This is a genomic window from Arthrobacter sp. Z1-15, assembly GCF_054792395.1.
Map to the genome: position 1 here is coordinate 1,157,414 of NZ_CP096454.1, position 26,171 is coordinate 1,183,584.

Below are 26,171 nucleotides of genomic sequence, written 5' to 3' on the forward strand. Positions count from 1 at the left end.
TTAGTCGGCCGAACCCGGGGGCATGCCCGGGCCACCGAAGATCGGCCCGGCCAGGGGACGCTTGGCGGCAATGCCGTCGCCGGAGGAGCGGTGCCGCACCCGGCGCACCACCCACGGCATGAAGTATTCGCGGGCCCACGTCAGGTCCTCGGTGCGTGCAGTGCGCCAGCTCTTGGCCGGCAGCGGCTTGGGTTCCAGCGGTTCCAGGGTGTGCGGGACGGCGAGGGTGTCCAGCACCATGGCGGCAATGGTGTGGTGGCCCAGGGGCGAAAAGTGCAGCCGGTCCGGCGCCCACATCTCCCGGGCGCTCAGCTCCCGCAGCGCCCACATGTCAGCGATGACGATGTCGTGGCGGGCGGCAATGGTGCGCAGGTTTTCGTTGTAAACGGCCACGCGGCCCCGGACACTGCCCAGCACCGGGGTGGTCCCTAAGTCGGGGCCGGTAAAGAGCACCACCGTGGCGCCGCTTCCCGCCAGCCGCGCGATCGCGGCGTCCATTTTTTCGGCCAGCTTGTCCGGGTCGCCGCCGGGACGGATGACGTCATTCCCGCCGGCGCAGATGGTCACCAGATCCGGCTTCAGGTCCAGCGCGGGCTGCAGCTGTTCGCTGATGATCTGGTCCAGGAGCCGTCCCCGGATGGCGAGGTTGGCATAGGCGAAACCGTCCCGGTCGCGGGCCAGTTCCTCCGCCACTCGGTCTGCCCAGCCGCGGTGGCCGCCGGGGCTGTCCGGATTCGGGTCACCGATTCCTTCGGTGAAGGAATCGCCCATGGCGACATAGCGGGTCCAGGGATGCACCTGATGCTCTTCGACGGCGGCTTCAGCGGCGGAATCGGCGACGGCGGCCGCTTCGGCGGCGGAGGTCGATGAGGGTAAAGAGCTGTCCTGGGGCATCGAGGGAGAAGTCACCGCTCCATCCTGCCAAGGAGGGGCCGGGCTACGCGACCGTAGGTTCAGGAACCGGCCGTGCCAAAATGAATATCATGCCTACAACAGCTCCCTGGAATCCCACTGTCCTCTGGTCCAAGCCCGAAGCCGAGCGTGCCGGAACGCCGCTGCTGGTCCTCTTCCACGGTTACCTCGCCAACGAGGAAGACCTGATGGGGCTGGCGGACTACCTGCCCTCCGAGTTCACCGTCGCGTCGGTGCGAGCGCCGCAGGCCCAGGGCCCCGGCTACACCTGGTTCCCGCTGATGAACGAACCGGAGTTCTCCGTGCAGAGCGTTGTCGACGCCGTGAGTGATGTCTCGGACTGGCTGGACGGGGTCAGTGGACAGCACAGCAGCGTCTCGCTGCTCGGTTTCTCGATGGGAATGGCCGTGGCGAGCACCCTGCTGCGGCACCGGCCCGCGGACTTCGCCGCCGTCGTCGGGCTTTCAGGTTTTGTGGTGCCCTCGGACGGTAACCCGTTTTTCAGGGACGAGGAGCTTCCGGCCGGCCGGGTGCCGTTCTTCTGGGGCCGGGACCAGGCCGATCCCGTGATCGATGCGCCGCGCATCGAGTTCACCCACGCCTGGCTCAACGAGCACACGGCTCTGACCAAGATCCTGTATTCGAACATGGGGCACGGCATCAACATGCAGGAACTGGGACACGTGAAGGAGTTCCTCACCCACGTGGTGCTCAAGGGCTGAGGCACGCGTCCCTGCGGGCCGGCCCCCAAGAGGGGCCGGCCCGGCTGAGTGTGAGGGCTAGTCCTCTTTAACGATGCGAATCGCTTCGCCGTTGACGGAGACGACGTCGCCCGGGTGCAGCTGCCGGCCGCGGCGCTCCTCAATGGCGTCGTTGACCTTGACCAGGCCGTCTTCGATCAGTTGCTTGGCCTGGATGCCGTCTTCGGCCAGGCTGGCCAGCTTCAGCAGCTGGCCCAGGCGGATCATGTCGTCGCGGATGGGAAGGTCTTGGGGGTCACTGGAACTCATACCTCCATTCTGCCCGACAACACCCGTCACCAATTCCGGAACGGGTGCGGGCCTGCCGTAGGGTTGGTTCGTGCCAAACCCCGTGCGATTTAATCCCTTGATCGGTCTGCCCCTCGCCATCGTGGCCGGGGCGGCCATGCCCGTGCAGTCCCGTGTCAACGGAGCACTCGGGACACGGCTCGACGACGGCCTGGCCGCGGCGCTGGTCAGCTTCTCGGTGGGCCTGGTGGTGATGATCCTGATTTCGGTCCTGCTGCCGCGCGGCCGTGCCGGCGCCGCCCAGCTGCTGCCGGCGCTGCGGGAACGACGCTTTCCCCGCTATTACGTGCTGGCCGGAGCCATCGGCGGCTATTTTGTGCTGTCCCAAACCCTGACCGTCGCCGTCCTGGGGGTTGCCGTGTTCACGGTTGCCGCCGTCGCCGGCCAGACGCTGACCGGCCTGGTGGTGGACCGCCTGGGCATTGGTCCGGCGGGCAAAAAGGCGCTCACCGTGATGCGGGTGGTGGGCGCCGTACTGACCATTGCGGCCGTCGCCTGGGCCGTGAGCCCCAAGTTGGCCGGGACATCCGGAGCGTCGGACCTGCTGCTTCCGGTGCTGCTGCCGCTGACGGCCGGCATGCTGATGAGCTTCCAGCAGGCCATGAACGGAACCACCGGCATGCACTACGGCACTCCGATCACCGCCACGCTGGTCAACTTTATCGCCGGAACCGCTGTGCTTGGCCTGATGTGGCTGGTGAAGGTGGCCGTCTCCGGCGTCGGCCAGCCGCTGCCGGGGGAGTGGTATCTGTATCTGGGCGGACCGATGGGGTGCGTCTTCATCGGACTGAGCGCGCTGCTGGTGCGCAGCCTGGGCGTGCTGCTGACGAGCCTGGGCATGATCGGCGGCCAGCTTATCGGCTCGCTGCTGCTGGACATCTTCCTCCCCGCGCCGGGCAGCGTTGTGGTCGCAGCCACCGTGCTGGGAACTCTGCTGACCCTGGCGGCCATCGTCCTGGCGACGCTGCCGTGGAACATGCCCGGGGTGCTCCGCCGCCGCTGAGCCGGCCGGCCCGCCGGTCCCGTCCGGGCTGCCAGCGGGACCGGCCGGGCCGTGCCCGTCAGCCCAACTCCCCGGTCCCGTCCGCCCGGTAGCAGTGTTTGGGCTCCCTCGCCTTAAGCTGGTAGTTGTAGCTTTTGCCCTCCGTAAGTCCCTCACCGTGCAACCTGCCGGTGAACACTGCGGGCGGGACCACGAGCGGACCGCACCCAGCGGCCCTGTAAACACGAAAGAACGGCGGTACCATTCCATGGCTTCGACCAAATCCAAACTGGATCCGATCATCTCCCTCGCCAAGCGCCGGGGGTTCGTCTTCCAGTCGGGTGAGATTTACGGCGGGTCCCGGTCCGCATGGGATTACGGACCCCTGGGTGTCGAGCTCAAGGAAAACATCAAGAAGCAGTGGTGGCAGCACATGGTCCGCGGCCGCGACGACGTCGTCGGGCTGGATTCCGCCGTCATCCTGCCCCGCCAGGTCTGGGAAGCCTCAGGCCACGTGGAGGTCTTCTCCGACCCCCTGGTGGAGTGCCTGAGCTGCCACAAGCGCTACCGCGCCGACCACCTCGAAGAGGCCTACGAGGAAAAGAAGGGCCACGCACCGGAAAACGGCCTGGCCGACATTGCCTGCGTAAACTGCGGCACCAAGGGCCAGTGGACCGAGCCGCAGGAATTCTCCGGCCTGCTCAAGACCTTCCTGGGTCCGGTCGCCAACGAAGAGGGCATGCACTACCTGCGTCCGGAAACCGCGCAGGGCATCTTCGTGAACTTCAACAACGTGCTGACCACTTCGCGCAAGAAGCCCCCGTTCGGCATCGGCCAGATCGGCAAGAGCTTCCGCAACGAAATCACCCCGGGCAACTTCATCTTCCGCACGCGCGAGTTCGAGCAGATGGAAATGGAGTTCTTCGTCGAGCCGGGCACGGATGAGGAATGGCACAAGTACTGGATCGAGAACCGGTTCAACTGGTACACCCAGCTGGGTATCGACCCGGAGAACCTGCGCCTGTTTGAACACCCGAAGGAAAAGCTGAGCCACTACTCCAAGGGCACCACCGACGTCGAATACCGCTTCGGCTTCGCCGGCTCCGAGTGGGGCGAGCTGGAAGGCATCGCCAACCGCACCGACTTTGACCTGGGCACGCACTCCAAGCACTCCGGCACCGACCTGAGCTACTTCAACCAGGCCACCAACGAGCGCTTCACTCCGTACGTGATTGAGCCCGCCGCCGGCCTGACCCGTTCCTTCATGGCGTTCCTGGTGGATTCCTACACCGAGGACGAGGCCCCCAACGCCAAGGGCGGCGTCGACAAGCGCACCGTCCTGAAGCTGGATCCGCGCCTGGCCCCGGTCAAGGCCGCCGTGCTGCCGCTGAGCCGCAACGAGGACCTGTCCCCGAAGGCCAAGGACCTCGCCGCGCAGCTGCGCCGGAACTGGAACATCGACTTCGACGACGCCGGTGCCATTGGCCGCCGGTACCGCCGCCAGGACGAAATCGGTACCCCGTTCTGCATCACCGTGGACTTCGACACCCTCGAAGACCAGGCCGTCACCGTACGCGAGCGTGACTCGATGGCCCAGGAGCGGGTGAGCCTGGACAAGGTTGAGGGCTACCTCGCGGAACGGCTGATCGGCGCGTAATGGCCTTGACGTTCCGCGAATGGCGCGAAGATGACGACCTGGCCTTGAACCAGCTCTGGGGCGATCCGGAAACGGTGCAGTCCGGGCAGTTCCGGGCAGTCCTGCGGCCCTCGTCCAACGAGCCCTGGAGCCGCTGCATCGTGGCCGAAGACGACGGTATTCCGGTAGCCGCCGGCGTCGTTTACGAGACCTCGCTGCATCCGGACCGGCTGTGGGTTTATGTGGAAGTGGCCCGGGAGAACCGGCGGGCCGGCCTCGGGTCCACCCTGCTGGCGATGCTGCGCCGCGAAGCCGAAGCGGCGCCGTCGGGCGTAACGAAGCTGCGCGCGAAGGTGGAGCCGGGAACCTCCGGCGCTGCCTTCGCGGAGGCGGCCGGCTTCTCCCGCATCCAGCGTTCCCGCGTTGTTGTGGTGGAGCCGGGGCGGATTAGCCTGCCGGTCTTCCAGGACGACGCCGGGCCTCAGCTGGACGAAGCCGCCACCGGATCGGTGGAACTCACCCAGGCCGTGGTGGCGTTCTACAACGCCGTGCACGGGTGGGACCGGTCGGAGATGACGCTGGGGCGGGCGCAGCAGATGCTGCTCAACGACGCCACGGGTGCCGCCGGAGCCGTGGTCCTGCGCGATGCGCCCAAGGCACAGGGCGGCAAGATCGCTGCCTTTGCCGTGAGCTACACGCAGAACCGCACGGACGAGCCGGCCGATGTGTTCCTGGGCTACGATCCTTCGCTGGAACAGTCGGAGCAGGAGGCCGCACTCGAATCGCTGCTGGCCCTGCTGACCTACCAGTACCCGATCCAGCTGGAGGTGGACGAGTCCATGAAGCCCGTGGCCCGGATCATCCAGGCCCTGCTGGAAAAGGGTGCCGCCCGCGAAGTCGGGCCGGCAACGGAGATCGTCAGCACGTAACCGGCGGTACTGCGGGTGCCGGGCTTTCGGGCGGCCGCGGTTATCGCTGCAACGACGACGACGGCGGGTGCAGGTTCCTTCGGGGGCCGGCGCCCGCCGTCGTTGTGTTTGCGGCCAGCCGGGCTGCGGAGCGGAGGCGGCCCGTCCGTAGTACAGGTAACGGGCCCATCCCGGCCCGAGAAGCCCGTTATCTGTACTCCCGACGACTGACGAGATTCGCCGAGACGGCTCGTAGTTGGGACAATGATGCCGACCGTGTTTCCTGCGTCCGTACCACCGGGCCGCAGCACCGCGCCTACGCCAAAGGATCCCATGGGACACAGCCATTCCCCGCACTCCGATGAGCCTCCGTCTCCGGTTGCCCTGGCCGCCCGGCGGCGGGCCAACCTGCTGCTGACCTTCATCCTGGTGCCGCTGGGGCTGCTGGCCCTGGTGGCGATGCTGCTGATGTGGCCCTCGGGGGACCGCAGCTCCGTCACCGTTGCCGACCCGTATGCCACCGCCGACGGCGTCACCTTCGACACCGGCAAGGTCCAGCGGGTCAGCCGGGAGGACTGCCCGTCCTCGGCCGCGCTCGTCGAGGCCGGCGGCACCGCCCAGGAATGCCTCGTCGCGTACACGGTTCCCGACGCCGGGGGGACCACCATCCAGGTGGAAGTTCCGCCGGAGGTGGCCAAGGGCGATGTCATCGAAGCCGGAGACAGCATCCGGTACCTGAACCTCGAAGCCGTAATGCAGGGCGGCGGAGGTGCTCCGCCGTACGTCTTCGTGGACTTCGTCCGTACCATTCCGATGGCGGCACTGACCGTGCTCTACGCGGGAGTGGTCATCGCCGTCGCGCGCTGGCGCGGCCTGCGCGCACTGGTGGGGCTGGCCGGAGCCTATGCCGTCCTGGCCGGGTTCATCCTGCCCGGACTGGTGGAAGGGCAGCCGCCGCTGCTGCTCGGGCTGGTCGGGTCCAGCGTGATCATGTTCGGGGTGCTGTATTTTGCCCACGGATTTACGGCCCGGACCTCCACGGCGCTGCTGGGGACGCTGTTCGGGCTCTCGATCACGGCCTGTCTGGCGGCCTGGGCAACCGACGCCGCGCACCTGGTGGGCGTCGACGACGAAAACGCGTACACGCTCATCAACTCGTCGGAGAGTATTTCGGTGTCCGGCATCATTCTGTGCGGGCTGATTATCTCGGGTCTGGGGGTGCTCAACGACGTCACCATCACCCAGTCCTCCGCCGTGTGGGAGATGTACGAGCTGGCTCCCGGTGCCAGCGCCAAGCGGCTCTTCTCGGGCGCCATGCGGGTGGGCCGGGACCACATTGCCTCCACCGTCTACACCATCGCTTTTGCCTACGCCGGGGCTGCCCTGCCGGTGCTCATCCTGGTCTCGCTGTACGACCGGCCGTTTATGGACAGTCTTACCGGCGGGGAGCTGGCCGAGGAAGTAATCCGCACGCTGGTTGGTTCCGTGGGTCTGGTGCTGGCCATTCCCGTGACGACGGCGATCGCCGTGCTGGTGGTCAAAGCGGTCGGGATCAAGGGCGTGCCCCGGACTGCAGCACCGGATGGTCCCTCGCAGCCGGGACTCGAGCCCGCGGCGGCTGTTGCGGGAACGGCCGGCACTGGAACGGTCGGGGACGGAACGGCTGGGGACGGAACGGCTGGGGACGGAACGGCCGGCGGCACCGCTGACGCTCCGGTCACCCGCCGCTCGCTGCGCAACCGCCCGTAACCGCCCGTAACCGCGCCGCCGTCGTCGTCGTCCGTTTTCGCGGCGACGACGGCTCGACCCGCGGGGACTTAAGGAGCTGCCGGGGCAGGCGCGGGGATCACCGGCGGTTCGAAGGTGAACGTCATCCCGAGCAGCCACACCAGCAGCAGAACCACCGGCAGATGGATGATGAACTGCAGGAACGTGAAGCCCACCAGATCGCGCGCCCGCAGTTTCAGCACCGCCAGCAGGGGCAGCATGAAGAACGGGTTGATCAGGTTCGGCAGGGCCTCGGCCACGTTGTAGATCTGCACCGTCCAGCCGAGGTTCATCTCCACATCGGTGGCCGACTGCATCACGTACGGCGCCTCAACCAGCCACTTGCCGCCGCCCGAGGGAACAAAGAGTCCCAGAATGATGGTGTAGACGGCAATGACGACGGCGAAGGCCCCGCCGGCACCGATGCTGGTGAAGAATCCGGCGAGATGCTCGGACAGGGTTGTTCCGCCTGCCCCTTCGGCCTTGGTCAGGATGGCGGCCATGGCGGCATAGAGCGGGAACTGGACGAGGATGCCGGCGGTGGCAGGCACCGCCTTCGTCACTGCCTGCAGGAAGTTCCGCGGCGTGCGGTGCAGCACCAAACCCAAGATCAGGAACACGAGCAGGTATCCGTTGAGGCTGGAGATCACGCTCAGGAAAGGCTTGGTCACAAATTGTGAAACCAGCCAGCCGGCGGTCAGCAGCCCCATCAGCGCGGGCAGGATCGGGCTGTACTCCAGCCATTCTCCGGGGCGTTCGCGTTGGGAGGCGGGTTCCGGGGTGTCATCGAGGTCGACGCCGAGCTCCTGCGCCGTGCGGACCGCCTCACCCTTGGGGGCCGAGAAATGGGCGATCACCGTGGTCAGCGCAATCAGGATGACACAGGTCAGCAGGGACTGCCACGTGAAGATGGTCTTGCCGAAGTCGAGGACGCCGGTCACTTCCAACAGTGCCGGAGGCAGGGAGGCCGCCGTGGCCTGCAGCTGCGCCGCAGAGGAGGACAGCCCGAGGGCCCAGACGGCGCCCAGGCCCATGAAGGCGGCCGCACCGAGCGCGCGGTAGTCCACGCGCAGATCCGTCCGCCGGGCAATGGCCCGTGCCAGCAGCCCGCCGAACACGATGCTCAGGCCCCAGTTCAGGAAGGACACGGACATGGACAGGAACGCCACGAAGCTCACGGCCGTGGTGGCGCTCTGCGGAACACGGGCCAGCCGGGCGATCAGCTTCGCGACCGGGGGAGAGGTGGCCACCACGTAGCCCGTCAGCACCACCATGGACATTTGCAGGGTAAAGGCGGTCAGGTCCCAGAACCCGTTGCCGAACGAGTCCGCCACTGCCTGCGGCGAGGACCCGTTGAACAGGGCGGCCAGGGCAATGAGGACAACTCCGCCCAGGGCAAAGATGTAGGCATCCGGAAACCATTTCTCAGTCCAGCGGGCCAGGGTCTGGGCAACTCTGGCCAGGCCCTTCTCGGAACCCGCAGAGCGGGTGGTAGCGGTAGACATGAAGAGTTCCTCATTCCTAGGTTGCGGCGGTGAAACCAGGGGGTGCGCTCGTGAAAGGCCGTACTGTGATGCGGGCCACCTGAACGCTAGGGGCAGCGGTTCCGCCCTGTCAATCAATGCCGTCCCGGCCGGTCGAGCTGCCGGACGGTCAGGTCCGGTGCCTTTCGCCCGCACCCGATCCCGCTGGATCTGCCCTTCCCGGAGATCGGTAGCGCAGATAACGGGCTCTCGGAGAATCGGTAGTACAGATAACGGGCCTATCCGGTCCGGATGAGCCCGGTATCTGTACTACGGGAGGGCCATGGAACCCCGGCAGGCAGGATTTGCACCGGCTTGAGAGAATGGGGGTGTGACTGTTTCATCCCCAGAACTCAAGCTCGAGCTGCCCCCGCTGCAGCTCGGTCCCATCACCGTGGATACGCCGGTAATCCTGGCTCCCATGGCCGGCATTACCAACAAGGCCTTCCGCCGCCTCTGCCGTGAATACGGCGGCGGCCTGTACGTGACGGAAATGGTCACCTCCCGCGCCCTCGTGGAGCGCTCGCCGGAATCGCTGCGCATCATCGAGCACGACGACGACGAAAAGGTCCGCTCCGTCCAGCTGTACGGCGTTGACCCCGTGACCGTAGGCGCCGCCATCCGCATCCTCGTCGAGGAAGACCGCGCCGACCACATTGACCTGAACTTCGGCTGCCCCGTCCCCAAGGTCACCCGCAAGGGCGGCGGCTCGGCCCTGCCCTGGAAGCTGGACCTGTTCAAGGCCATCGTGCAGACCGCGGTAAAGGAAGCCTCCAAGGGCAACGTCCCGCTGACCATCAAGATGCGCAAGGGCATCGACGAGGATCATCTGACCTTCCTCGACGCCGGCCGCATCGCCCGCGACTCCGGTGTCGCCGCCGTCGCCCTGCACGGCCGCACCGCCTCCCAGTTCTACTCCGGCAAGGCCGACTGGTCCGCCATCGCCGAACTGCGCGAAGCACTGCCGGACATCCCCGTCCTCGGCAACGGTGACATCTGGTCCGCCGAGGACGCCATCGCCATGGTGCGCGAAACCGGCGTCGACGGCGTCGTCATCGGCCGTGGCTGCCAGGGCCGGCCCTGGCTCTTCGGTGACCTGCAGGCAGCCTTCGAAGGCAGCGACCTGCGGCACCGCCCGGGCCTGAAGGAAGTCTCCGAGAGCGTCTACCGGCACGCCGAACTGCTGGTGGAAACCTTCGGCGGCGAGATGATGGCCCTGCGTGACATCCGCAAGCACATGGCCTGGTATTTCAAGGGCTACGTTGTCGGCGGGGACCTCCGCGCCCAGCTGGCCACCGTGCCCACGCTCGAAGTGCTCCATGAGCTCCTGGACCAGCTGGACCCGGACGCCCCGTACCCCGGCGCCGACGCCGAAGGGCCCCGCGGGCGTGCCGGATCACCGAAAAAGACCGCACTGCCGGAAAACTGGTTGGAATCGCGGGAGCTCAACGCCGCACAGAAGTCCGTCATTTCCGCAGCCGAACTCAACATCTCAGGTGGCTAAACACCCATGACCTTTCCGCAGGCTTTCCAAACCGCAGGCTATACCGATGTTGACCTTGCACGATGGGTCACCGAGCCTGCCAAGAACACCAACCGGACCCAGTTCGGCCGGGACCGCGCCCGCGTGCTGCATTCCTCGGCGCTGCGCCGGCTGGGCGCCAAAACGCAGGTCGTGGCTCCGGACACCGACGACTTTGTCCGGACCCGCCTGACGCACTCCCTGGAAGTGGCCCAGGTGGGCCGCGAACTGGGCAATGCGCTGGGCTGCGACCCCGACGTCGTCGACGCCGCCTGCCTTTCGCACGACCTGGGACACCCGCCGTTCGGGCACAACGGCGAAACCGCGCTGAACGACATTGCGCACGCCATCGGCGGTTTCGAGGGCAACGCCCAGACCCTGCGGCTGCTGACCCGGCTCGAGCCCAAGATCATTGCGCCCGACGGCGGCCCGGCCGGCCTGAACCTGACCCGCGCCTCCCTCGACGCCGCCACCAAGTACCCCTGGCCGATCACCGAAGCACCGCTGGTCAACGGGCACCGCACCACCAAGTTCGGTGTCTATGAGGATGACCTGCCGGTGTTCACCTGGCTGCGCGACGGCGCCCCCGCCGGCCGCTCCTGCCTCGAGGCCCAGGTCATGGACCTTGCCGATGACATTTCCTACTCCGTGCACGACGTCGAAGACGCCATTGTGGCCGGCCACGTCCAGCTCAAGTGGCTGGACAACCCGGACCAGCGCGCCCGCGTGGTCGGCTACACGCAGCAGTGGTACCTGCCCGGCACCGACGGTGCGGCCATCGAAGCGGCGCTGAAGCGGCTGGAGTCCGATCCGGTCTGGGTCCGCGAATCCGACGGCAGCCGCAAGGCGATGGCGGCGCTCAAGGACATGACCAGCCAGCTGATCGGCCGGTTCTGCAACAGCGCCCTCGAAGCCACCCGCGGCATTTACGGCACCGATCCGCTCACGCGGTACCACGCGGAAATGGTCATCCCGGAGGAAACCCGCCTCGAGATTGCGGTGATGAAGGGCCTGGCCACCACCTTTGTGATGACCACCGACCAGCGCCAGCCCCTCTATGAGCGGCAGCGCGAAATCCTCACCGCCCTGGTGGCGCAGCTGTCGGCAACGGGGGACCGGCACCTGGAGCCGATGTTCGCCGCTGACTGGCGCGAGGCGGACGACGACGGCGCACGGCTGCGCGTGGTGGTGGACCAGGTGGCGTCCCTCACTGACGGATCGGCCCTGGCCCTGCACGAACGGCTGGTCGGACCGGTTCCGGCGCTCTGGTAAACGGATTTTCGGGCTTCCGCCCGGCCGGACGGCGACGACGGGCCGGCCCGTGCTGCCGGGCCGGTTAGGACAGGAAGAATAGACTGGGTGGCATGGCCGGTCTGATTAAACGCGAAGATATTGACGAAGTACGCTCCCGCACCGACATCAAGGCCGTGATTGACGGCTACGTGACGCTCAAGTCCGCCGGCATCGGCTCCTACAAGGGCCTGTGCCCGTTCCACGACGAGCGTTCACCGTCCTTCCACGTCCGCCCGCAGGTGGGTTCCTACCACTGCTTCGGCTGCGGCGAGAGCGGCGACGTCATCTCCTTCGTGCAGAAAATGGACCACGGAACCTTCTCCGAGACGGTGGAGAAGCTCGCCGCCCGGCTCGGTTACGAGCTGCACTACGAGGACGGCGGCACCGGCCCCCGCCGTGAAGACGTGGGCAAGCGCCAGCGCCTCCTGGATGCCCATAAGATCGCCGCGGAGTTCTTCGTGGCCCAGCTGCGCACCCCAGGCGCCCAGGCTGCCCGGGATTTCCTGCAGGAGCGCGGCTTCGATCCGGCGGCAGCACACCACTTCGGCGTCGGCTACGCCCCGCAGGGCTGGGACTCGCTGCTCAAGCACCTCACCGACAAGGGCTTCACCCGCGAGGAACTGGCCGGCACCGGCATGTTCTCCACCGGCTCCGACGCCTCCCGTTTCTACGACCGTTTCCGCGGCCGGCTGATCTGGCCCATCCGCGACCTGACCGGCGCCGTCATCGGTTTCGGTGCGCGCAAGCTGTACGAGGATGATCAGGGTCCCAAATACCTGAACACCCCGGAGACCGCGCTCTACAAGAAGTCCCAAGTGCTGTACGGCATCGACCTGGCCAAGCGTTCCATCGCCAAGGACCGGCAGATCGTCGTCGTCGAGGGCTACACCGACGTGATGGCCTGCCACCTGGCCGGGATCACCACCGCCGTCGCAACCTGCGGCACCGCCTTCGGCGAGGACCACATCAAGATCGCCCGCCGGCTGCTCTCCGACGACGGCACCGGGGGAGAGGTCATCTTCACCTTCGACGGCGACGCCGCCGGCCAGAAAGCTGCCCTGCGTGCGTTCGACCTGGACCAGCGTTTTACGGCCCAGACCTACGTGGCGGTTGACCCCGAGGGCATGGATCCCTGCGACATCCGGCAGAAGCACGGCGACTCAGCCGTTGCCGAGCTGATCCGCTCCCGCCGTCCCCTGTTTGAGTTCTCGATCCGTTCCACGCTGCGCAAGTTCGATCTGAACACGGTGGAAGGACGGGTGCAGGCACTGCGCGCCGCGGCGCCCGTGGTGGCCGAAATCCGTGATCCCGCCATGCGCCCGGCCTACGCCCGCGAGCTTGCCGGCTGGCTGGGGACCGACGTCGACGACGTCACCCGGGCCGTTGCGGGAGCGGCCAAGCGGCTGCGCGAGGGCGGCTCGCACGGCAAGGGCCAGCACAACACCTCAGGGCATGACGACGGCCGCGGCTCGCAGCGCGACGCACGGGGCGCCCAGCACCGTGACGCCCGTGAGGGCCGGGGTCCCCAGCAGGGCCAGCACACCGGGTACCAGCAGCAGGTGCCGGAACCCACGCTGGAGCCGCCGGCGTTCTCCCGGCCGGATCCGCGGGACCCGGCCGCACGCATGGAGCGCCAGGCTCTGGAAGTTGCGCTGCAGCAGCCGGGACTGCTGGACGAGGGGCAGTGGGAGCGCTTCAAAGCTGCCCGCTTTTCGGTTCCCGCGTATTTGGCGGTGCACAACGCCATCATTGCCGCAGGCCAGGCCGGTACCGCTCCGGCGCAGTGGGTGGAGCAGGTCCGCCAGGAGCTTCCCGACACGCTGCGCGACTTTGTCAGCGAGCTGGCGGTGACGCCGCTGCACGCGCGCGACGACGACGCCCTGCAGCGCTACTGCCGGGACATCCTGAACCGGCTGTTCGAACTGCAGGTGACCCATTTGAAGGCGGAAAAGCTCGGCCAGCTGCAGCGGCTGGACCCCACTGCGGACCCTGCTCTGTTCCAGCAGCTGAACCGGGACCTGATGGAACTGGAAATGCAGCGCCGGGCTCTCCGCGGCGACCAGTAGGCGGCCCCGCGGGGAAGCCTGCATCGGTGTCAGGGCGCCGATTTCGCTTCCCCGCGAAACCTCTGTAGAGTAGGACACGCGCTTTCCTCCGTAGCTCAATTGGCAGAGCATTCGACTGTTAATCGAAGGGTTACTGGTTCAAGTCCAGTCGGAGGAGCAAGTAAATGAGGCCCTGACCGGGTATGCCGGTCAGGGCCTCATTGTTTGTCAGTTACCGCCTGGCCGCAGAACGCAGCGTGTCCCGCACAGCGTAGTAGGCCGGTTTCCGGGTGAAGTTCTCGTCCATCACTGTCGCTTCACCTTCTCCGGCGAAAAAGACCGGAACCCAGGAGTATTTGTCGGTAAAGCCCCAGATGGTGAAGGACCTGCAGCCGTCGACGGCGAGGCAGGCCTCGAGGGCACGCTGGTAGTAGTCTGCCTGCTTCTCCAGCTGGGCCGCCGTGGGCTCCGTGCCGGCAGCGACGTCCATGCGCACATCGATCTCGGTAATCGCCGTCTCCAGCCCCAGGTCGTCGAAGCGCTGCAGGTTGGCCTGGAGGTTGGAGGGGAAACCGTAACGGGTGCTCAGATGGCCCTGCACGGCGAAGCCGTCCACCGGCACCCCCTGAGCCTGAAGCCGCGGAATGAGTTCCAGATAGGCGTTGCTCTTCGCGTTGATGTCCTCGACTCCGAAGTCGTTGAAGAACAGCTTGGCCGACGGATCGGCTTCATGCGCCCAGCGGAAGGCGTCGGCGATAATGTCCGGACCCAGCTCGCGGATCCAGATGTTGTCTGCAGTGCGCAGGGTTCCGTCGTCGTTGAAGATCTCGTTGGCAACGTCCCACTGCTGGATTTTGCCGGCGTACCGGCCCACCACTGTCTGGATATGGTCCTTGAGGATCGCACGCAGCTCGTCGTCCGAGAAGTTCCCCTGCTCCAGCCACTGAGGGTTCTGGCTGTGCCAGAACAAGGTATGGCCCCGCACCGCCTGCTTGTTCTTTTGCGCAAACCGGACAATCGCATCCATTTCGGCGAAGCGGTAGACGCCGGGCTCCGGGTGAATGAATTCCCATTTTGCCTGGTTCTCGGGGGAGACAGAGCTGAATTCGGCCCCTAAAAGCTTGCGGTATTCCTTGTCGAAGGTAAAAGGATCCGGGTAGTCCTGGCTCTCATGGTGGCCGCCGCCTGCCACGGCGGAGCCAATTTTGAAGTCCTTCGGTGCTGCGCGGCGCAGGGTGTCCTGTTTCGATTGCCCGGGCGGGTGTTTTCCGTCCGGTTGGTGTGCCTGCGCCGGAGCCGCTTGCAGCAGCAGCGCCGAGGCCAGGACTGCTGCGAGGAGTAACTGCGGAACCTTCATGAGACTCTCCCTTGAGTAAAGGTATCCGGCCATCGGAACGGTCGTCCCACCGGCCTTGCAGCCCCGGGGATCCGCTGTGCGGAAAGGCCGGGACCAGACAAAGGCTAGGAACAGAGCGCAGGAGGGTCAAGGGTGCCGGGCGTCATTGGGGCAGGCAGTTGCACCGGTGCTCATTTCGGCCCGCAAAAGAGAGTCAGACCACACCGCGGCCGTGCACATGCACTCCAAAAACCCTGTATAGTAGAACTCGCGCTTTCCTCCGTAGCTCAATTGGCAGAGCATTCGACTGTTAATCGAAGGGTTACTGGTTCAAGTCCAGTCGGAGGAGCAAACAGGCTCCCCGGCCAGCTTCAAATGCTGGCCGGGGAGTCTTTTTTTGACCGGTTCGCGGTCCCAACCCCGCCGTTTTTGACCGGCTGCCCGGCCATCACCTGCGGCAGGCGGGCAGGGCTCCCCGGGCGTGATTTCCGTTACACTGAAAATCGGCACGCCACCGACGCCGGCCGGGCCCTTTCCCGGCATCTTCGGCAGGAGCTTCATCGTGACCGCACACGCACGCGACCGGCAGCGTCCCGTCAGCACGGAGGAAATCTTCGCCTCACACGAGGGCGGAAAGCTCTCGGTTGATCCGCTGCTGCCCCTGGACAGCACCCGCGCCCTCTCCATCGCCTACACGCCCGGCGTCGCCCAGGTCAGCCGGGCCATCGCCGCCGATCCGGCCCTGGCACAAACCCACACCTGGGCCTCAAGGCTGGTTGTGGTGGTGAGTGACGGCACCGCCGTCCTGGGGCTGGGGGACATCGGTCCGGCCGCCGCGCTGCCGGTCATGGAAGGAAAGTCGGCCCTGTTCAAGGCCTTCGGCGGCCTGAATGCCATCCCGCTGGTCCTGAACACCACCAACACTGACGAGATCATCGAAACGCTGCTCCGGCTGCGCCCCAGCTACGGAGCCGTGAATCTCGAGGATGTTTCGGCACCCCGCTGCTTCGAACTGGAGCAGCGGCTCATCGAGGCACTGGACTGCCCCGTGATGCATGATGACCAGCACGGGACCGCCATCGTGGTCCTGGCCGCCCTGCGCAACGCCGCGCGGGTCACCGGCCGACCCCTGGAAGGACTCAAAGTGGTGATCTCCGGGGCCGGAGCCGCCGGTGTCGCCTGTGCCAACATCCTGCTGGAGGTCGGCATTTCCGACGTCGTGGTGCTCGACTCCCGCGGTGTTCTCGCAACGTCCCGGACAGATCTCAGCAGCGTCAAAACGGACCTGGCGGCGCGGACCAACCCGCGCGGCGTGTCCGGATCAGCAGCGGACGCCCTGAGGGGCGCTGACGCCTTTATCGGGGTTTCCTCCGGCACGGTCGATGAAGCCGTCCTGGCGAAGATGGCGCCGGATGCCATCATTTTTGCGCTCTCCAACCCCGATCCCGAAGTTCATCCCGACGTCGCCGCCCGCTACGCTGCGGTCGTAGCGACCGGCCGCAGCGATTTTCCGAACCAGATCAACAACGTGCTGGCCTTCCCGGGCGTGTTCCGCGGTGCCCTGGACAGTGGTGCCAAGCGAATCACTCCCGCCATGAAGGTCGCAGCTGCCGACGCCATCTCTGATCTGGTGGGCGGAGATCTTGCCGCTGACTTTATTGTTCCGAGTGCGCTGGACCCGAGAGTAGCTCCGGCAGTTGCGGCCGCGGTGGCGGATACCGTTAGACGCTGACGCCGGGGGACCCAGAGGCCGGCCGGGGCCGTGCACCGCGCCGGCCGGGGAGAACAGGCAGCAGGCTCCGGTCCCGAAAGGCGGCCGGAGCCTGCTGCTTCTTTCGTGCCCTCCCTGCCTGCTCCCGGCTTACGTGTTCCCTCCGCCGCACGTCATGCCTAGGGTTATGCGTAGGATTACTAGGTTTGGGGCGGAACTTTTTAACTAACGGACGAGAGACAGAGGAACCTTCCATGGGCGCGAGCCAGCCAAGGCCTAATCCGGGCGAATCAGAGAAGGTGGCCCATCCTTTCAAGGTGATTGCCGTCACTGTGGCGGCTGCGGTGGGCGGTCTGCTGTTCGGCTTTGACACCGCCGTCATCAACGGCGCGGTGGACGCCATCGGTGAAGAATTCACGCTCAGCCCCGGGGTGCTGGGGTTCACCGTCGCCATTACCCTGCTGGGATGCGCGGTCGGTGCCTGGTTTGCCGGGCAGCTCGCGGACCGGCTGGGCCGCAAGAAAGTCATGGTTGGCGCCGCTGTTCTCTTCGCCGCCAACTCCGTCGGCTCCGCCTACGCCTTCAGCGAGTGGGATCTGATGTGGTGGCGCCTCGTCGGTGGCCTCGCCATCGGCACCGCCTCCGTGATCGCCCCGGGCTACATTGCAGAAGTTGCCCCCAACAAATGGCGCGGCGCGCTGGGCTCCGTCCAGCAGCTGGCCATCACGCTGGGCATTTTCGCGGCGCTGCTCTCCGACGCGTTCCTGGCGAACTCCGCCGGAAGCGCGCTGGGTGAACTGTGGTGGGGACTGGCTGCCTGGCGCTGGATGCTCCTGGTGGGTGTGCTCCCGGCCATTGTCTACGGCGTACTCGCGCTGACCATTCCCGAGTCGCCGCAGTACCTGGTGCGCAAGGACCGCGACGAGGATGCAGCGAAGGTGCTCCGCAACGTGTCCGGCGTCGTCGACACAGACCTGAAGATCCGCCAGATCCGTGAGAGCTTCAACAGCAAGCAGCCCACCTTCAGGGACCTCCGCGGCCCGAAATTCGGCCTGCAGCCCATCCTCTGGGTGGGCATGGCCATTGCTGCCTTCCAGCAGCTGGTGGGTATCAACGCGATCTTCTACTACTCCACCACGCTGTGGAAATCGGTGGGATTCAGCGAAAGCGACTCGTTTACGACGTCGGTCATCACCTCGATCATCAACGTCGTCATGACTCTGGTGGCCATCGCGTTTGTTGACCGCATCGGCCGCCGGAAGCTGCTCATGATCGGTTCCGCCGGAATGTTCGTGGGCCTGCTGATGGCAACGGTTTCGTTCTCGCAGGCTGAAGGCATGGGCGACGACGTCGCGCTGCCCGGCATCTGGGGTCCGGTGGCCCTCGTGGGCGCCAACCTCTTTGTCATCTTCTTCGCCGCCACCTGGGGGCCGGTCATGTGGGTCACCCTCGGCGAGGTTTTCCCGAACAATATCCGCTCGCTGGCGCTGGGGCTCGGCGCGATGGTCAACTGGATCTTCAACTTCATTGTGACCCTCTCGTTCCCCTGGGTCAGCGACAACTTCGGCGTCTGGATTATGTACGCGATCTTCACGATCTTCTCTGTCCTGTCCTTCTGGTTCGTGAAGACCAAACTTCCCGAATTCTCCGGGCGCGCGCTGGAGGACCGGGAAGGCCTCAGTGCCCCGTAGGGTGAGGGGAAACCTGTTCACAGTGTGAAAGCTGAGGAGAATGGTAATTTTGGGTAATGGCAACGGCGAAGATTAATCAGGAGACGGAGGCAGGGCGCATGAATCGCTCCGCTAGCACACGAAGGACTGCAGGGAGTTCGTCATTGGTGGGCCTGGCGAAGGTGATGGCCCGCCTGACCCCGCGTCAGCTGAACGACGAATTCGCCCTCGCCACCGCCGAGATGAAGCAGAAGGGCATCAAGGCCGGAGTGGCTGCGGCCTTTATGGTCGTTGCGCTGCTTTTCGCCGCGGCCCTGGCGATTGCGCTGATCGTTGCCGCGATCCTCGGACTGGGCACGATCATGCCGGACTGGCTCGCCGCCCTGCTGGTGGCCCTGCTGTTCCTGGTCATTGCCGCCGTGGGAGCACTGATCGGCGTCAACAGGTTCAAGAAGACGCTGCCGCTGCTGCCCGAGGAAGCCCTCTACGGCCTGCGCTATGACCTTGGCGTCCTGAAGGAAGGCCGCAGCTTCGACCCGGCCACGCTGGAGAAGAAGCCGAAGGAGCCCAAGGACAAGGACAAGGAAAAGAAGAAGAAGGAACAGGCCGACGACGGGCCCGCCCAGGCGACGCCCGAAGAACTGCGTACCCGTGCCCGCCAGCGGCGCGAGCACATGGCGGCCGTCCGCGACGGCCTCGGTGAAAAGGTTGACGTCAAGGCGCAAATCCGCGAGCTCAAGGCACGCCGGGCCGCTCAGCAGCGCAGCTCCGGCACCTCCGACCAGGGCAGCGGGGCGTCTTCGGCCGACGACATCATGGCCCTGATCAAGGAGCGGTGGCAGCCGCTGACGGTCCTGGCGGCATCGCTGCTGGCCATGGCCATGATGATCCGCAGGCTTTCCGCCAAGTAGGTCCCGCCATCGCTGATAGGGGAAGTGGGCCGTGATCAGGTTGATCGGTGCAGGAACACGCCCGGGCCGCAAGATGACGGTCACGGACACTTTCTGGACCGTTCCCAACCTGATCACGGTCCTTCGCTTTCTGGGGGTACCGCTTTTCGTCGCCCTTATTGTGGACGAAAACTACGGGCCGGCTTTCATCACCCTCGTGGTGGTCGGCTCCACCGACTGGGTGGACGGGTACCTGGCCCGCCGGCTGAACCAGGTATCCCGCGTCGGCCAGTGGCTGGACCCCGTGGCGGACCGCCTCGCCCTGATTGTGGTGGCGGTGACCTTTGTGGTCCAGGGCATCGCACCGGCATGGCTGGTCCTGGCGATTGTGATTCCCGATGCCATCCTTATCATCAACGCCCTGGTGCTCTTCCGCGGCAGCCCCGACCTGCCGGTCAGCAACATCGGAAAAATCAGGACGGCGCTGCTGCTGCTGGGTGCCCCGCTCCTGCTGCTGCAGCGGGTTCCCGGTTTTGACTACGAGTGGCTGTCCACCACCGGAAACACCGTGCTGCTGCTGGGCTGCGCGGGCCACATCATTGCAGCGGTCGGGTACCTGCGGGCCTCGTGGCACAAGTACGCCCGGGAGCGCAGTGCGGCCGGGAACGGCTGATGGTTGGCGTAGCAATCGTCTGCGCCCTGGCCAGCGCCGTCTTCCTGGCCTTCGGTGCCCAGCGCCAGGGAAGCGCCGTCAGCGCCGACACGGGCGGGCTGGAACTCCATTCCTCCCAGCTGGTGCGGCTGCTGCGCAACCCCCGCTGGCTGCTGGGACTGCTTCTGCTGGGGGTGGGGATGGCGCTCAACGTCACCGCGCTCACCCTTGCTCCGCTGACCGTGGTGCAGCCCATCGGTTCCATTGCCCTGGTGATCACCACGGTGGTCAACTCCCGCGACCAGGGCCTGCGGATGAACCGCGTCACCATTGTCTCCATCGTGGCCTGCGTCCTCGGCAGCGCGCTTTTTGTCTCCCTCGCCGTCGGCGTCACCCGTGACCCGGGGGAGATCAAGCCGGCGCAGGAGCTGATCATCGTCCTGATTCTGGCAGTGGTTGTGGTGTTCTTCGGCACACTCAATGCGTTGTTTGGGCGCAGGATCGGGGCCATCGGGTTCATTGTCGGAGCCGGCGTCCTGTTCGGATTCGTGGCCGTCCTGACGAAGGTCATTACCGCTGACCTGCTCAACCCGAACGGCCGTTTCCTGCTGAACGTCCCCTGGTACACCGTCGTCGGCATTGCGGTAGCTGGCGGGCTGGGGGCCTGGTTCGTGCAAAGCGCCTACTCCAGCGGCCCGCCGGACCTGGTGATCGCCGGGCTCACTGTCATCGACCCGATGGTGGGCATTGCGATCGGCATCGGAGTCCTCCAGGAACTTCAGCCCGACGTGCCCGCAGTGGCGGCCGTTGCCATGGGCGTGGCAGCTTTGATTGCTATCGTGGGGGTGTTCGCGCTCTCCCGCTATCACCCGGATGTCATCCAGCGGCGGGCAGAGGCACGGCACCGGCAAAAGCAGGCCGCCGCGAAAACTGGAAAAGACCAAAAGAGGGGCTCCCTTTGACCGACGCAACGGCCGACAAACCGCTGACGATCCTCATTGCCTGTGACACCTATCCGCCGCACCTCAACGGCGCGGCACAGTTCGGCTACCGCCTCGCCAAGGGCATGAACGGACGGGGCCACAACGTGCACGTCCTGGCGCCTAACGACGTTGACGGCGGCAGCCGCTCCGATCTCGACGGCGACTGGCCGGTCCACCGCCTGCGGTCCCACGGCGTACCCACGCACGAGTACTGGCGCATCTGCCTGCCGTGGCAGATCAAGAAGGAGATCAGCCTCCTCTTCGACCGGGTCCAGCCGGACGTGGTGCACATCCAGTGCCACTACATGGTGGGGGAGTACACCCTCTACGAGGCGGAGAAGCGCGGGATCAGGGTCATCGCCACCAACCACTTCATGCCCGCGAACCTTGACCCCTTCCTGCCGTTTCCCCGCTGGTTCAAGGACATTGTGGCCAAGAATTCGTGGAAGGACATGGGTAAGGTCATGGGCCGCGCGGCCGTGGTCACCACGCCCACGCCGCTGGCGGCCAAGGCCATGCACGCCCACGCCTTCCTGCCGGATGTCCTGCCCCTGTCCAACGGCATCGACGCGTCGGTCTACGAACTGCAGCCGGGCGAGCCCGTCGAGCGGAACGAACACCCCACGGTTCTGTTTGTCGGGCGGCTGGCTGAGGAAAAGCACGTGGACGTGATGATCGACGCCGTGGCCAAGGCTCCCGCGCACCTGAACGTCCACGCCGAGATTGTGGGCGGCGGCGAGGTCAAGCCCAGCCTGCAGGCGCAGGTCAAGCGGCTGGGGTTGGAAGACCGCGTGGTTTTCCGCGGACTCGTGTCCGACGAGGAGCTGCGGCGGGCCTACCAGCGCGCCGATGTGTTCGTGATGCCGGGAACCGCCGAACTGCAGTCCCTGGTGACGCTCGAAGCCATGTCCGCCTCCACCCCGGTGCTCCTGGCCGACGCCATGGCGCTGCCGCACCTGGTGGATCCGGGCCGGAACGGGTACCTGTTCACCCCGGGCAACAGCGATGAGCTGAGCAAGCGGCTGACCGAGATCCTGGAGCTGGACCCTGAGGAGCGGGCCGCAATGGGCGCCCACAGCAGGTCCATGGTGGAGCGGCACAGCCTGGATGCCACCCTGTCCACATTCGAGGATTTGTACTACGGGCGGCCGGTGACCCAGGGGGCCATCTAGTTGCCTTCGGCAGGCCGGGGAGCCAATTGGCTCCCCGGCTGCGGCAGACACTAGGATGTTTCTATTGCCCTCGCGGGCAGCCAGGCCCTCAGGGGTCCTGGGGCTGTAGCTCAGCTGGTCAGAGCAGCGGACTCATAATCCGTGGGTCGTGGGTTCAAGCCCCACCAGCCCTACAAGATGCGTGATGAGCCGGAGTGTCGTTTCCGGATGCGTCGCAACACAGCTGACACCCCGGTCTTCGGACCGGGGTGTTTTCTTTTGCCTTGCCTGGAGCCCTGACGCCCGCGCCTTCCGCGCCCCCGCGGCCCGGCGCCGTCCGAGCCCGTGTTGTGGATCATATTACCGGTGGGTAACATAGGTGAGACCGGATTCACAGTCCCGGATCATCGATGATCAGCAACGAAGGATATTTCCATGGCAACTATCGACGTCGACAATCTTCCGTACGCGGACGGCGACTTCTACGCATTCGAGGACCTGCTCTCGGACAAAGAGCGGGACCGCCTCCACGAGGTCCGGGCATGGTTGAAGACCGAGGTCACGCCGTACGCCGCGGACTGGTGGAACGCGGGGGAGTTCCCGCACCACATGATTCCGAAGATTGCCGAACTGGATGTCATGAGCCCGGTGTACCGGCAGGGCCACTCCAACCTGTTTGCCGGCCTGTGCCACGCGGAGTTCACCCGCGCCGATACTTCGTTTGCCACTTTCCTGGGTGTCCATGACGGACTCTTCACCGGCTCCATCGAAGCGCTGGCATCCGAAGAGCAGAAGGCTGCCTGGCTGCCGGACATCTACTCCATGAAGAAGATCGGCGCGTTCGGTCTGACGGAACCGCTGGGCGGCTCGGATGTGGCCGGCGGAACCCGGACCACTGCACGCCGCGATGGCGATAACTGGATCCTCAACGGCGAGAAGCGCTGGATCGGCAACGCCACGTTCTCCGACTGGGTCGTTATCTACGCCCGCGACGTGGCCGACAACCAGGTGAAGGGCTTCCTGGTCGACACCAAGACCAAGGGCTACAGCGCCACCAAGATCGAAAACAAGATTGCCCTGCGCACCGTGCAGAACGCTGACATTGTCCTGGACAACGTAGTGGTCAGCGACGACTTCCACCTCAAGGGCGCCAACAGCTTCAAGGACACGAACAAGGTCCTCAAGGTCACCCGTCTGTCGGTCGCGTGGCAGGCAGTCGGCCAGCAGATGGCAGCCTTCGACGTCGCCCGCAAGTACGCCGTGGAACGCCACCAGTTCGGCAAGCCGCTGGCCTCCTTCCAGCTGATCCAGGAACAGCTGGTCCAGATGCTGGGCAACACGGTCAGTTCGCTGGGCATGATGGTCCGCCTGGCGCAGCTCGAAGACCTCGGCAAGGCCAAGGACGAGCAGTCCGCGCTGGCCAAGGCCTTCACCACGGCCCGCATGCGCGAGACCGTGGCCATGGGCCGCAGCATCCTCGGCGGCAACGGAATCGTCACGGACTACGGCATGGCCAAGATCTTCGCGGATGCCGAAGCGATTTACTCCTATGAGGGCACCTACGAAATCAACACCCTCGTCACCGGCCGCGCCATCACCGGCGTGGCGGCATTCGTCTAGGAAACGTTCCGCCCGCGCCCGGCGGTAGCTGCCGGGCTGAAGAGCTGAAGACACAGCGGTGGAACAGTGCTGAAGACTCAGTGCTGAACAGTGCTGAACAGTGCTGAACAGTGCTGAACAGTGCTGAACAGTGCTGAAGACAAAGCGGTGGACAGGTATGGCCGGCCCCGGCGGGGGCCGGCCGCACCTGTTTTTCTGTCTTCTATGTCTCTGTCAGGGTCTTTTATGTTCTGTCAGGCCGGCAATGGCTTTCGGGCCGACATTCTTCACTTCAGCGGCAACAGCACCGACGGCCTCCGGTCCGTAACGTACTTCAGCGGATTCACGTATTCCCGGTTGAGGCGAACGCCCCAATGCAGGCAGGACACGGCACAGTGGCCCGGAACCGCGGACGCCGGATCGGCAAGCGTGCCCAGCACCTCGCCTTCGGCCACCGAGTCGCCGGCCGATTTCTCCGCAAGCACAGGTTCAAAACTGGCAAGCAGACCGTCGCCCAGATCCACTGTGAGTACCGGGCGGTTCACCACCCAACCGGCGAAGGTCACGGTCCCGGCGGCCGGGCTGAGTACCGGTGCTCCGGGCGGCGCAGCCAGATCCACGCCCCGGTGTCCGGCGAGCCACCGCTGCGGCGGAGCTTCAAAGGGGCGCACCACGGCGGGCGCGGGGGAGAGCGGCCAGCTCCATTCCGGCTCATAACTGCTGACCGCCTGCGGTCCACCGCCGGCCCCTTCATCCCAGCCCGCGGCAGGAACCGTCACGGCAAGGAACAACGCCGCCAAAATTCCGGCCCAGGCCAGTGGTCTCAACCGGGACCGGCGCTGCGCGCTGAACATACGCGCCCTGAACTTACGTGCCCTGAACTTACGTGCCCTGAGCAGATGCAGCCTGGTCGGATGTCCTCTAAACAGCCGTGCCCCGGACGGTTGTGCCTCGGACCGCCGTGCCTTGGACCGCCGTGTCTGGGACGGACGCGCCTGGGACGGACGCGCTCCGGACGGAAGCTGCGTCGTCGGAAGCAGTGTCGTCGGTCGCGGGCGACGGACTCTGCACTGAGGGGAAAGGTCCATGCCAGTAGTCTGTGCCGGTTTCTTCCGGCCGCACCGCCCCTTTCACAGGCTGTGGATTACCTGAGCCGGCGGGAGCCCGAAGCAGTGCCGGGGAGGACAAAAGCACCGCGTTGCTGGTGTATAGTTGACGAAGCAGTTTGCTGTGCCATGTTCCCTGCCCGCAGGGAGGGTGCCGCCTTTGGTTTCACCGAAATCCGAGCGGCAACCGGTACTGAATTCTGACTACGCGTGCCCCAATTATCCCGGTCATTCCTGAGGAACGTCCGCGGGTGCCTTTCCATCGGTCCGGTAAGCCGGCAGGGAAGGCATGCTGAGATTTCAGCTGATGGGCACCAGGAGCTTCGCCCGCCCGGGCGTACAGCTATAAACCGACAATTGGCAGCAGGACAACCGTGCTTCAGCACGCCTACTACTGCCGGAAGGAGTGACGACATGCCCGTCGTTACAATGCGCCAGCTGCTCGACAGCGGCGTCCACTTTGGACACCAGACCCGTCGCTGGAACCCGAAGATGAAGCGCTTCATCTTCACCGAGCGCAACGGCATCTACATCATCGACCTGCAGCAGTCGCTGTCCTACATCGACCGCGCCTACGAGTTCGTCAAGGCCACCGTTGCCCACGGCGGAACCGTACTGTTTGTCGGTACCAAGAAGCAGGCTCAGGAAGCCATCGCCGAGCAGGCCACCCGTGTTGGCCAGCCCTACGTGAACCAGCGCTGGCTCGGCGGTATGCTCACCAACTTCCAGACCGTTGCCAAGCGCATCCAGCGTCTGAAGGAACTCGAAGAAATCGACTTCGACGATGTTGCCGGTTCCGGCCACACCAAGAAGGAACTGCTGCTGCTGAAGCGCGAGCTCACCAAGCTGCAGACCAACCTCGGCGGCATCCGCAACCTGACCAAGGCTCCGTCCGTGGTCTGGATCGTGGACACCCAGAAGGAACACCTCGCCATCGACGAGGCCAAGAAGCTGAACATCCCCGTTGTGGCCATCCTGGACAGCAACTGCGATCCCGATGACGTCGACTTCCCGATCCCGGGCAACGACGACGCCATCCGCTCCGTCAACCTGCTGACCCGCGTTATCGCCGACGCCGTTGCTGAGGGCCTGATCGCCCGCCACAACAAGTCCGGCAACACGGAAGCACCGGCAGAGCCGCTTGCTGAGTGGGAGCGCGAACTCCTCGAAGGCGCAGCTGCCCCCGCCGCTGACGCTGCCCCCGCTGCTGACGCTGCACCGGCAGCGGAAGCTGCTCCGGCTGCCGAGGCTCCGGCCGAAGCTGCCGCCGAGGCACCCGCCGCGGACGCAACAGAGAAGTAAATAGAAGTTCCTGCAATCACCGCAGCCAACGCCGCGGTGATTTCGGGGTATCTGCTGGTGCGGCTGGCCGGAATTTTCCGGCCAGCCGCTCTGGCGGAAGCTCACCAAAACTTATAACGGGAGGACTGGAGTCC

At 65.7% G+C, this 26,171-nt stretch carries 21 protein-coding genes and 3 tRNA genes; 19 read left to right on the forward strand and 5 right to left on the reverse strand.

Annotated elements, in window-relative coordinates; all coding sequences use genetic code 11:
- Positions 1-909, reverse strand: coding sequence for an SGNH/GDSL hydrolase family protein (locus tag M1D40_RS05290; RefSeq protein WP_461170460.1), 909 nt, complete (start codon positions 907-909; stop codon positions 1-3).
- 74 nt (positions 910-983) lie between these two features.
- Here M1D40_RS05290 and M1D40_RS05295 point away from each other — a divergent pair, with 74 nt between their 5' ends.
- The gene (locus tag M1D40_RS05295; protein ID WP_461170461.1) at positions 984-1,634 is read left to right on the forward strand and encodes an alpha/beta hydrolase; all 651 of its coding nucleotides are present in this window, start codon (positions 984-986) and stop codon (positions 1,632-1,634) included.
- A 57-nt stretch (positions 1,635-1,691) separates the two neighbouring features.
- On the opposite strand, the gene M1D40_RS05300 is transcribed toward M1D40_RS05295, so the two are convergent.
- Positions 1,692-1,922 (reverse strand): RNA-binding S4 domain-containing protein, encoded by a 231-nt coding sequence (locus M1D40_RS05300; RefSeq protein ID WP_341393842.1) that lies wholly within the window; start codon positions 1,920-1,922, stop codon positions 1,692-1,694.
- A gap of 70 nt (positions 1,923-1,992) precedes the next feature.
- Between M1D40_RS05300 and M1D40_RS05305 the strand changes: the two genes are divergently transcribed.
- The 4 genes from M1D40_RS05305 to M1D40_RS05320 all read left to right on the forward strand — a co-directional run bounded on the left by M1D40_RS05305 (position 1,993) and on the right by M1D40_RS05320 (position 7,236).
- Positions 1,993-2,964, forward strand: coding sequence for a DMT family transporter (locus M1D40_RS05305; RefSeq protein WP_461170462.1), 972 nt, complete (start codon positions 1,993-1,995; stop codon positions 2,962-2,964).
- A 247-nt stretch (positions 2,965-3,211) separates the two neighbouring features.
- Complete coding sequence (locus M1D40_RS05310) at positions 3,212-4,600, forward strand: glycine--tRNA ligase (protein WP_341393840.1); 1,389 nt, start codon at positions 3,212-3,214, stop codon at positions 4,598-4,600.
- Entirely contained in the window at positions 4,600-5,508 is a 909-nt protein-coding gene (locus M1D40_RS05315; RefSeq protein ID WP_341393839.1) for a GNAT family N-acetyltransferase, read from the forward strand. Before M1D40_RS05310 ends, M1D40_RS05315 begins: the two co-directional genes overlap by 1 nt.
- A gap of 312 nt (positions 5,509-5,820) precedes the next feature.
- A complete protein-coding gene (locus M1D40_RS05320; protein WP_461170463.1) occupies positions 5,821-7,236 on the forward strand; it encodes a YibE/F family protein in 1,416 nt (471 codons plus the stop codon).
- Positions 7,237-7,304: 68 nt separating this feature from the next.
- Here the strand turns inward: M1D40_RS05320 and M1D40_RS05325 are convergent, their stop codons facing one another.
- Complete coding sequence (locus M1D40_RS05325; RefSeq protein ID WP_341393837.1) at positions 7,305-8,759, reverse strand: short-chain fatty acid transporter; 1,455 nt, start codon at positions 8,757-8,759, stop codon at positions 7,305-7,307.
- Between the two features lie 349 nt (positions 8,760-9,108).
- Between M1D40_RS05325 and dusB the strand changes: the two genes are divergently transcribed.
- The 4 genes from dusB to M1D40_RS05345 all read left to right on the forward strand — a co-directional run bounded on the left by dusB (position 9,109) and on the right by M1D40_RS05345 (position 13,815).
- Positions 9,109-10,281 carry a tRNA dihydrouridine synthase DusB gene (gene dusB / locus M1D40_RS05330; RefSeq protein ID WP_461170464.1) on the forward strand — a complete coding sequence of 391 codons (1,173 nt, stop codon included), beginning with the start codon at positions 9,109-9,111 and terminating at the stop codon, positions 10,279-10,281.
- Between the two features lie 6 nt (positions 10,282-10,287).
- Entirely contained in the window at positions 10,288-11,571 is a 1,284-nt protein-coding gene (locus M1D40_RS05335; RefSeq protein WP_341393835.1) for a deoxyguanosinetriphosphate triphosphohydrolase, read from the forward strand.
- A gap of 92 nt (positions 11,572-11,663) precedes the next feature.
- A complete protein-coding gene (gene dnaG / locus M1D40_RS05340) occupies positions 11,664-13,658 on the forward strand; it encodes a DNA primase (RefSeq protein ID WP_461170465.1) in 1,995 nt (664 codons plus the stop codon).
- 84 nt (positions 13,659-13,742) lie between these two features.
- Positions 13,743-13,815: transfer RNA gene (locus tag M1D40_RS05345), tRNA-Asn, on the forward strand.
- A gap of 54 nt (positions 13,816-13,869) precedes the next feature.
- Here the strand turns inward: M1D40_RS05345 and M1D40_RS05350 are convergent.
- The gene (locus M1D40_RS05350; protein WP_461170466.1) at positions 13,870-14,994 is read right to left on the reverse strand and encodes an endo-1,4-beta-xylanase; all 1,125 of its coding nucleotides are present in this window, start codon (positions 14,992-14,994) and stop codon (positions 13,870-13,872) included.
- A 255-nt stretch (positions 14,995-15,249) separates the two neighbouring features.
- On the opposite strand from M1D40_RS05350, the gene M1D40_RS05355 reads away from it, so the two are divergent.
- The 9 genes from M1D40_RS05355 (at position 15,250) to M1D40_RS05395 (ending at position 23,650) form a co-directional block, all read left to right on the forward strand.
- A tRNA-Asn gene (locus tag M1D40_RS05355) sits at positions 15,250-15,322 on the forward strand.
- 213 nt (positions 15,323-15,535) lie between these two features.
- Positions 15,536-16,705 carry an NAD(P)-dependent malic enzyme gene (locus M1D40_RS05360; RefSeq protein ID WP_461170467.1) on the forward strand — a complete coding sequence of 390 codons (1,170 nt, stop codon included), beginning with the start codon at positions 15,536-15,538 and terminating at the stop codon, positions 16,703-16,705.
- Positions 16,706-16,938: 233 nt separating this feature from the next.
- Positions 16,939-18,375, forward strand: coding sequence for a sugar porter family MFS transporter (locus tag M1D40_RS05365; protein ID WP_461170468.1), 1,437 nt, complete (start codon positions 16,939-16,941; stop codon positions 18,373-18,375).
- Positions 18,376-18,473: 98 nt separating this feature from the next.
- Positions 18,474-19,265 (forward strand): phage holin family protein, encoded by a 792-nt coding sequence (locus M1D40_RS05370; protein WP_341393830.1) that lies wholly within the window; start codon positions 18,474-18,476, stop codon positions 19,263-19,265.
- Between the two features lie 31 nt (positions 19,266-19,296).
- Entirely contained in the window at positions 19,297-19,917 is a 621-nt protein-coding gene (locus tag M1D40_RS05375; protein ID WP_341393829.1) for a CDP-alcohol phosphatidyltransferase family protein, read from the forward strand.
- A complete protein-coding gene (locus M1D40_RS05380) occupies positions 19,917-20,858 on the forward strand; it encodes a DMT family transporter (protein WP_341393828.1) in 942 nt (313 codons plus the stop codon). The genes M1D40_RS05375 and M1D40_RS05380 overlap by 1 nt, the downstream gene beginning before the upstream one ends.
- Positions 20,855-22,051 (forward strand): glycosyltransferase, encoded by a 1,197-nt coding sequence (locus tag M1D40_RS05385; RefSeq protein WP_461170469.1) that lies wholly within the window; start codon positions 20,855-20,857, stop codon positions 22,049-22,051. Before M1D40_RS05380 ends, M1D40_RS05385 begins: the two co-directional genes overlap by 4 nt.
- A gap of 99 nt (positions 22,052-22,150) precedes the next feature.
- A tRNA-Ile gene (locus M1D40_RS05390) sits at positions 22,151-22,224 on the forward strand.
- Positions 22,225-22,465: 241 nt separating this feature from the next.
- On the forward strand, positions 22,466-23,650 hold the full coding sequence (locus tag M1D40_RS05395; protein ID WP_341393826.1) for an acyl-CoA dehydrogenase family protein: 1,185 nt from the start codon (positions 22,466-22,468) through the stop codon (positions 23,648-23,650).
- 266 nt (positions 23,651-23,916) lie between these two features.
- On the opposite strand, the gene M1D40_RS05400 is transcribed toward M1D40_RS05395, so the two are convergent.
- Positions 23,917-24,483, reverse strand: a complete 567-nt coding sequence (locus tag M1D40_RS05400) for a M23 family metallopeptidase (protein WP_461170470.1) — start codon at positions 24,481-24,483, stop codon at positions 23,917-23,919.
- Positions 24,484-25,149: 666 nt separating this feature from the next.
- On the opposite strand from M1D40_RS05400, the gene rpsB reads away from it, so the two are divergent.
- Positions 25,150-26,037, forward strand: a complete 888-nt coding sequence (gene rpsB / locus M1D40_RS05405; RefSeq protein ID WP_341393824.1) for a 30S ribosomal protein S2 — start codon at positions 25,150-25,152, stop codon at positions 26,035-26,037.
- The last annotated feature ends 134 nt before the right edge of the window (positions 26,038-26,171 follow it).

Excerpts from the sequence above, each read along its gene's own strand:
- M1D40_RS05295 (WP_461170461.1), top strand. The coding sequence starts at position 984 with ATGCCTACAACAGCTCCCTGGAATCCCACTGTCCTCTGGTCCAAGCCC.
- M1D40_RS05300 (WP_341393842.1), bottom strand. The coding sequence starts at position 1,922 with ATGAGTTCCAGTGACCCCCAAGACCTTCCCATCCGCGACGACATGATC.
- M1D40_RS05310 (WP_341393840.1), top strand. The coding sequence starts at position 3,212 with ATGGCTTCGACCAAATCCAAACTGGATCCGATCATCTCCCTCGCCAAG.
- M1D40_RS05315 (WP_341393839.1), top strand. The coding sequence starts at position 4,600 with ATGGCCTTGACGTTCCGCGAATGGCGCGAAGATGACGACCTGGCCTTG.
- M1D40_RS05320 (WP_461170463.1), top strand. The coding sequence starts at position 5,821 with ATGGGACACAGCCATTCCCCGCACTCCGATGAGCCTCCGTCTCCGGTT.
- M1D40_RS05325 (WP_341393837.1), bottom strand. The coding sequence starts at position 8,759 with ATGTCTACCGCTACCACCCGCTCTGCGGGTTCCGAGAAGGGCCTGGCC.
- M1D40_RS05335 (WP_341393835.1), top strand. The coding sequence starts at position 10,288 with ATGACCTTTCCGCAGGCTTTCCAAACCGCAGGCTATACCGATGTTGAC.
- dnaG (WP_461170465.1), top strand. The coding sequence starts at position 11,664 with ATGGCCGGTCTGATTAAACGCGAAGATATTGACGAAGTACGCTCCCGC.
- M1D40_RS05350 (WP_461170466.1), bottom strand. The coding sequence starts at position 14,994 with ATGAAGGTTCCGCAGTTACTCCTCGCAGCAGTCCTGGCCTCGGCGCTG.
- M1D40_RS05365 (WP_461170468.1), top strand. The coding sequence starts at position 16,939 with ATGGGCGCGAGCCAGCCAAGGCCTAATCCGGGCGAATCAGAGAAGGTG.
- M1D40_RS05370 (WP_341393830.1), top strand. The coding sequence starts at position 18,474 with ATGAATCGCTCCGCTAGCACACGAAGGACTGCAGGGAGTTCGTCATTG.
- M1D40_RS05380 (WP_341393828.1), top strand. The coding sequence starts at position 19,917 with ATGGTTGGCGTAGCAATCGTCTGCGCCCTGGCCAGCGCCGTCTTCCTG.
- M1D40_RS05395 (WP_341393826.1), top strand. The coding sequence starts at position 22,466 with ATGGCAACTATCGACGTCGACAATCTTCCGTACGCGGACGGCGACTTC.
- M1D40_RS05400 (WP_461170470.1), bottom strand. The coding sequence starts at position 24,483 with ATGTTCAGCGCGCAGCGCCGGTCCCGGTTGAGACCACTGGCCTGGGCC.
- rpsB (WP_341393824.1), top strand. The coding sequence starts at position 25,150 with ATGCCCGTCGTTACAATGCGCCAGCTGCTCGACAGCGGCGTCCACTTT.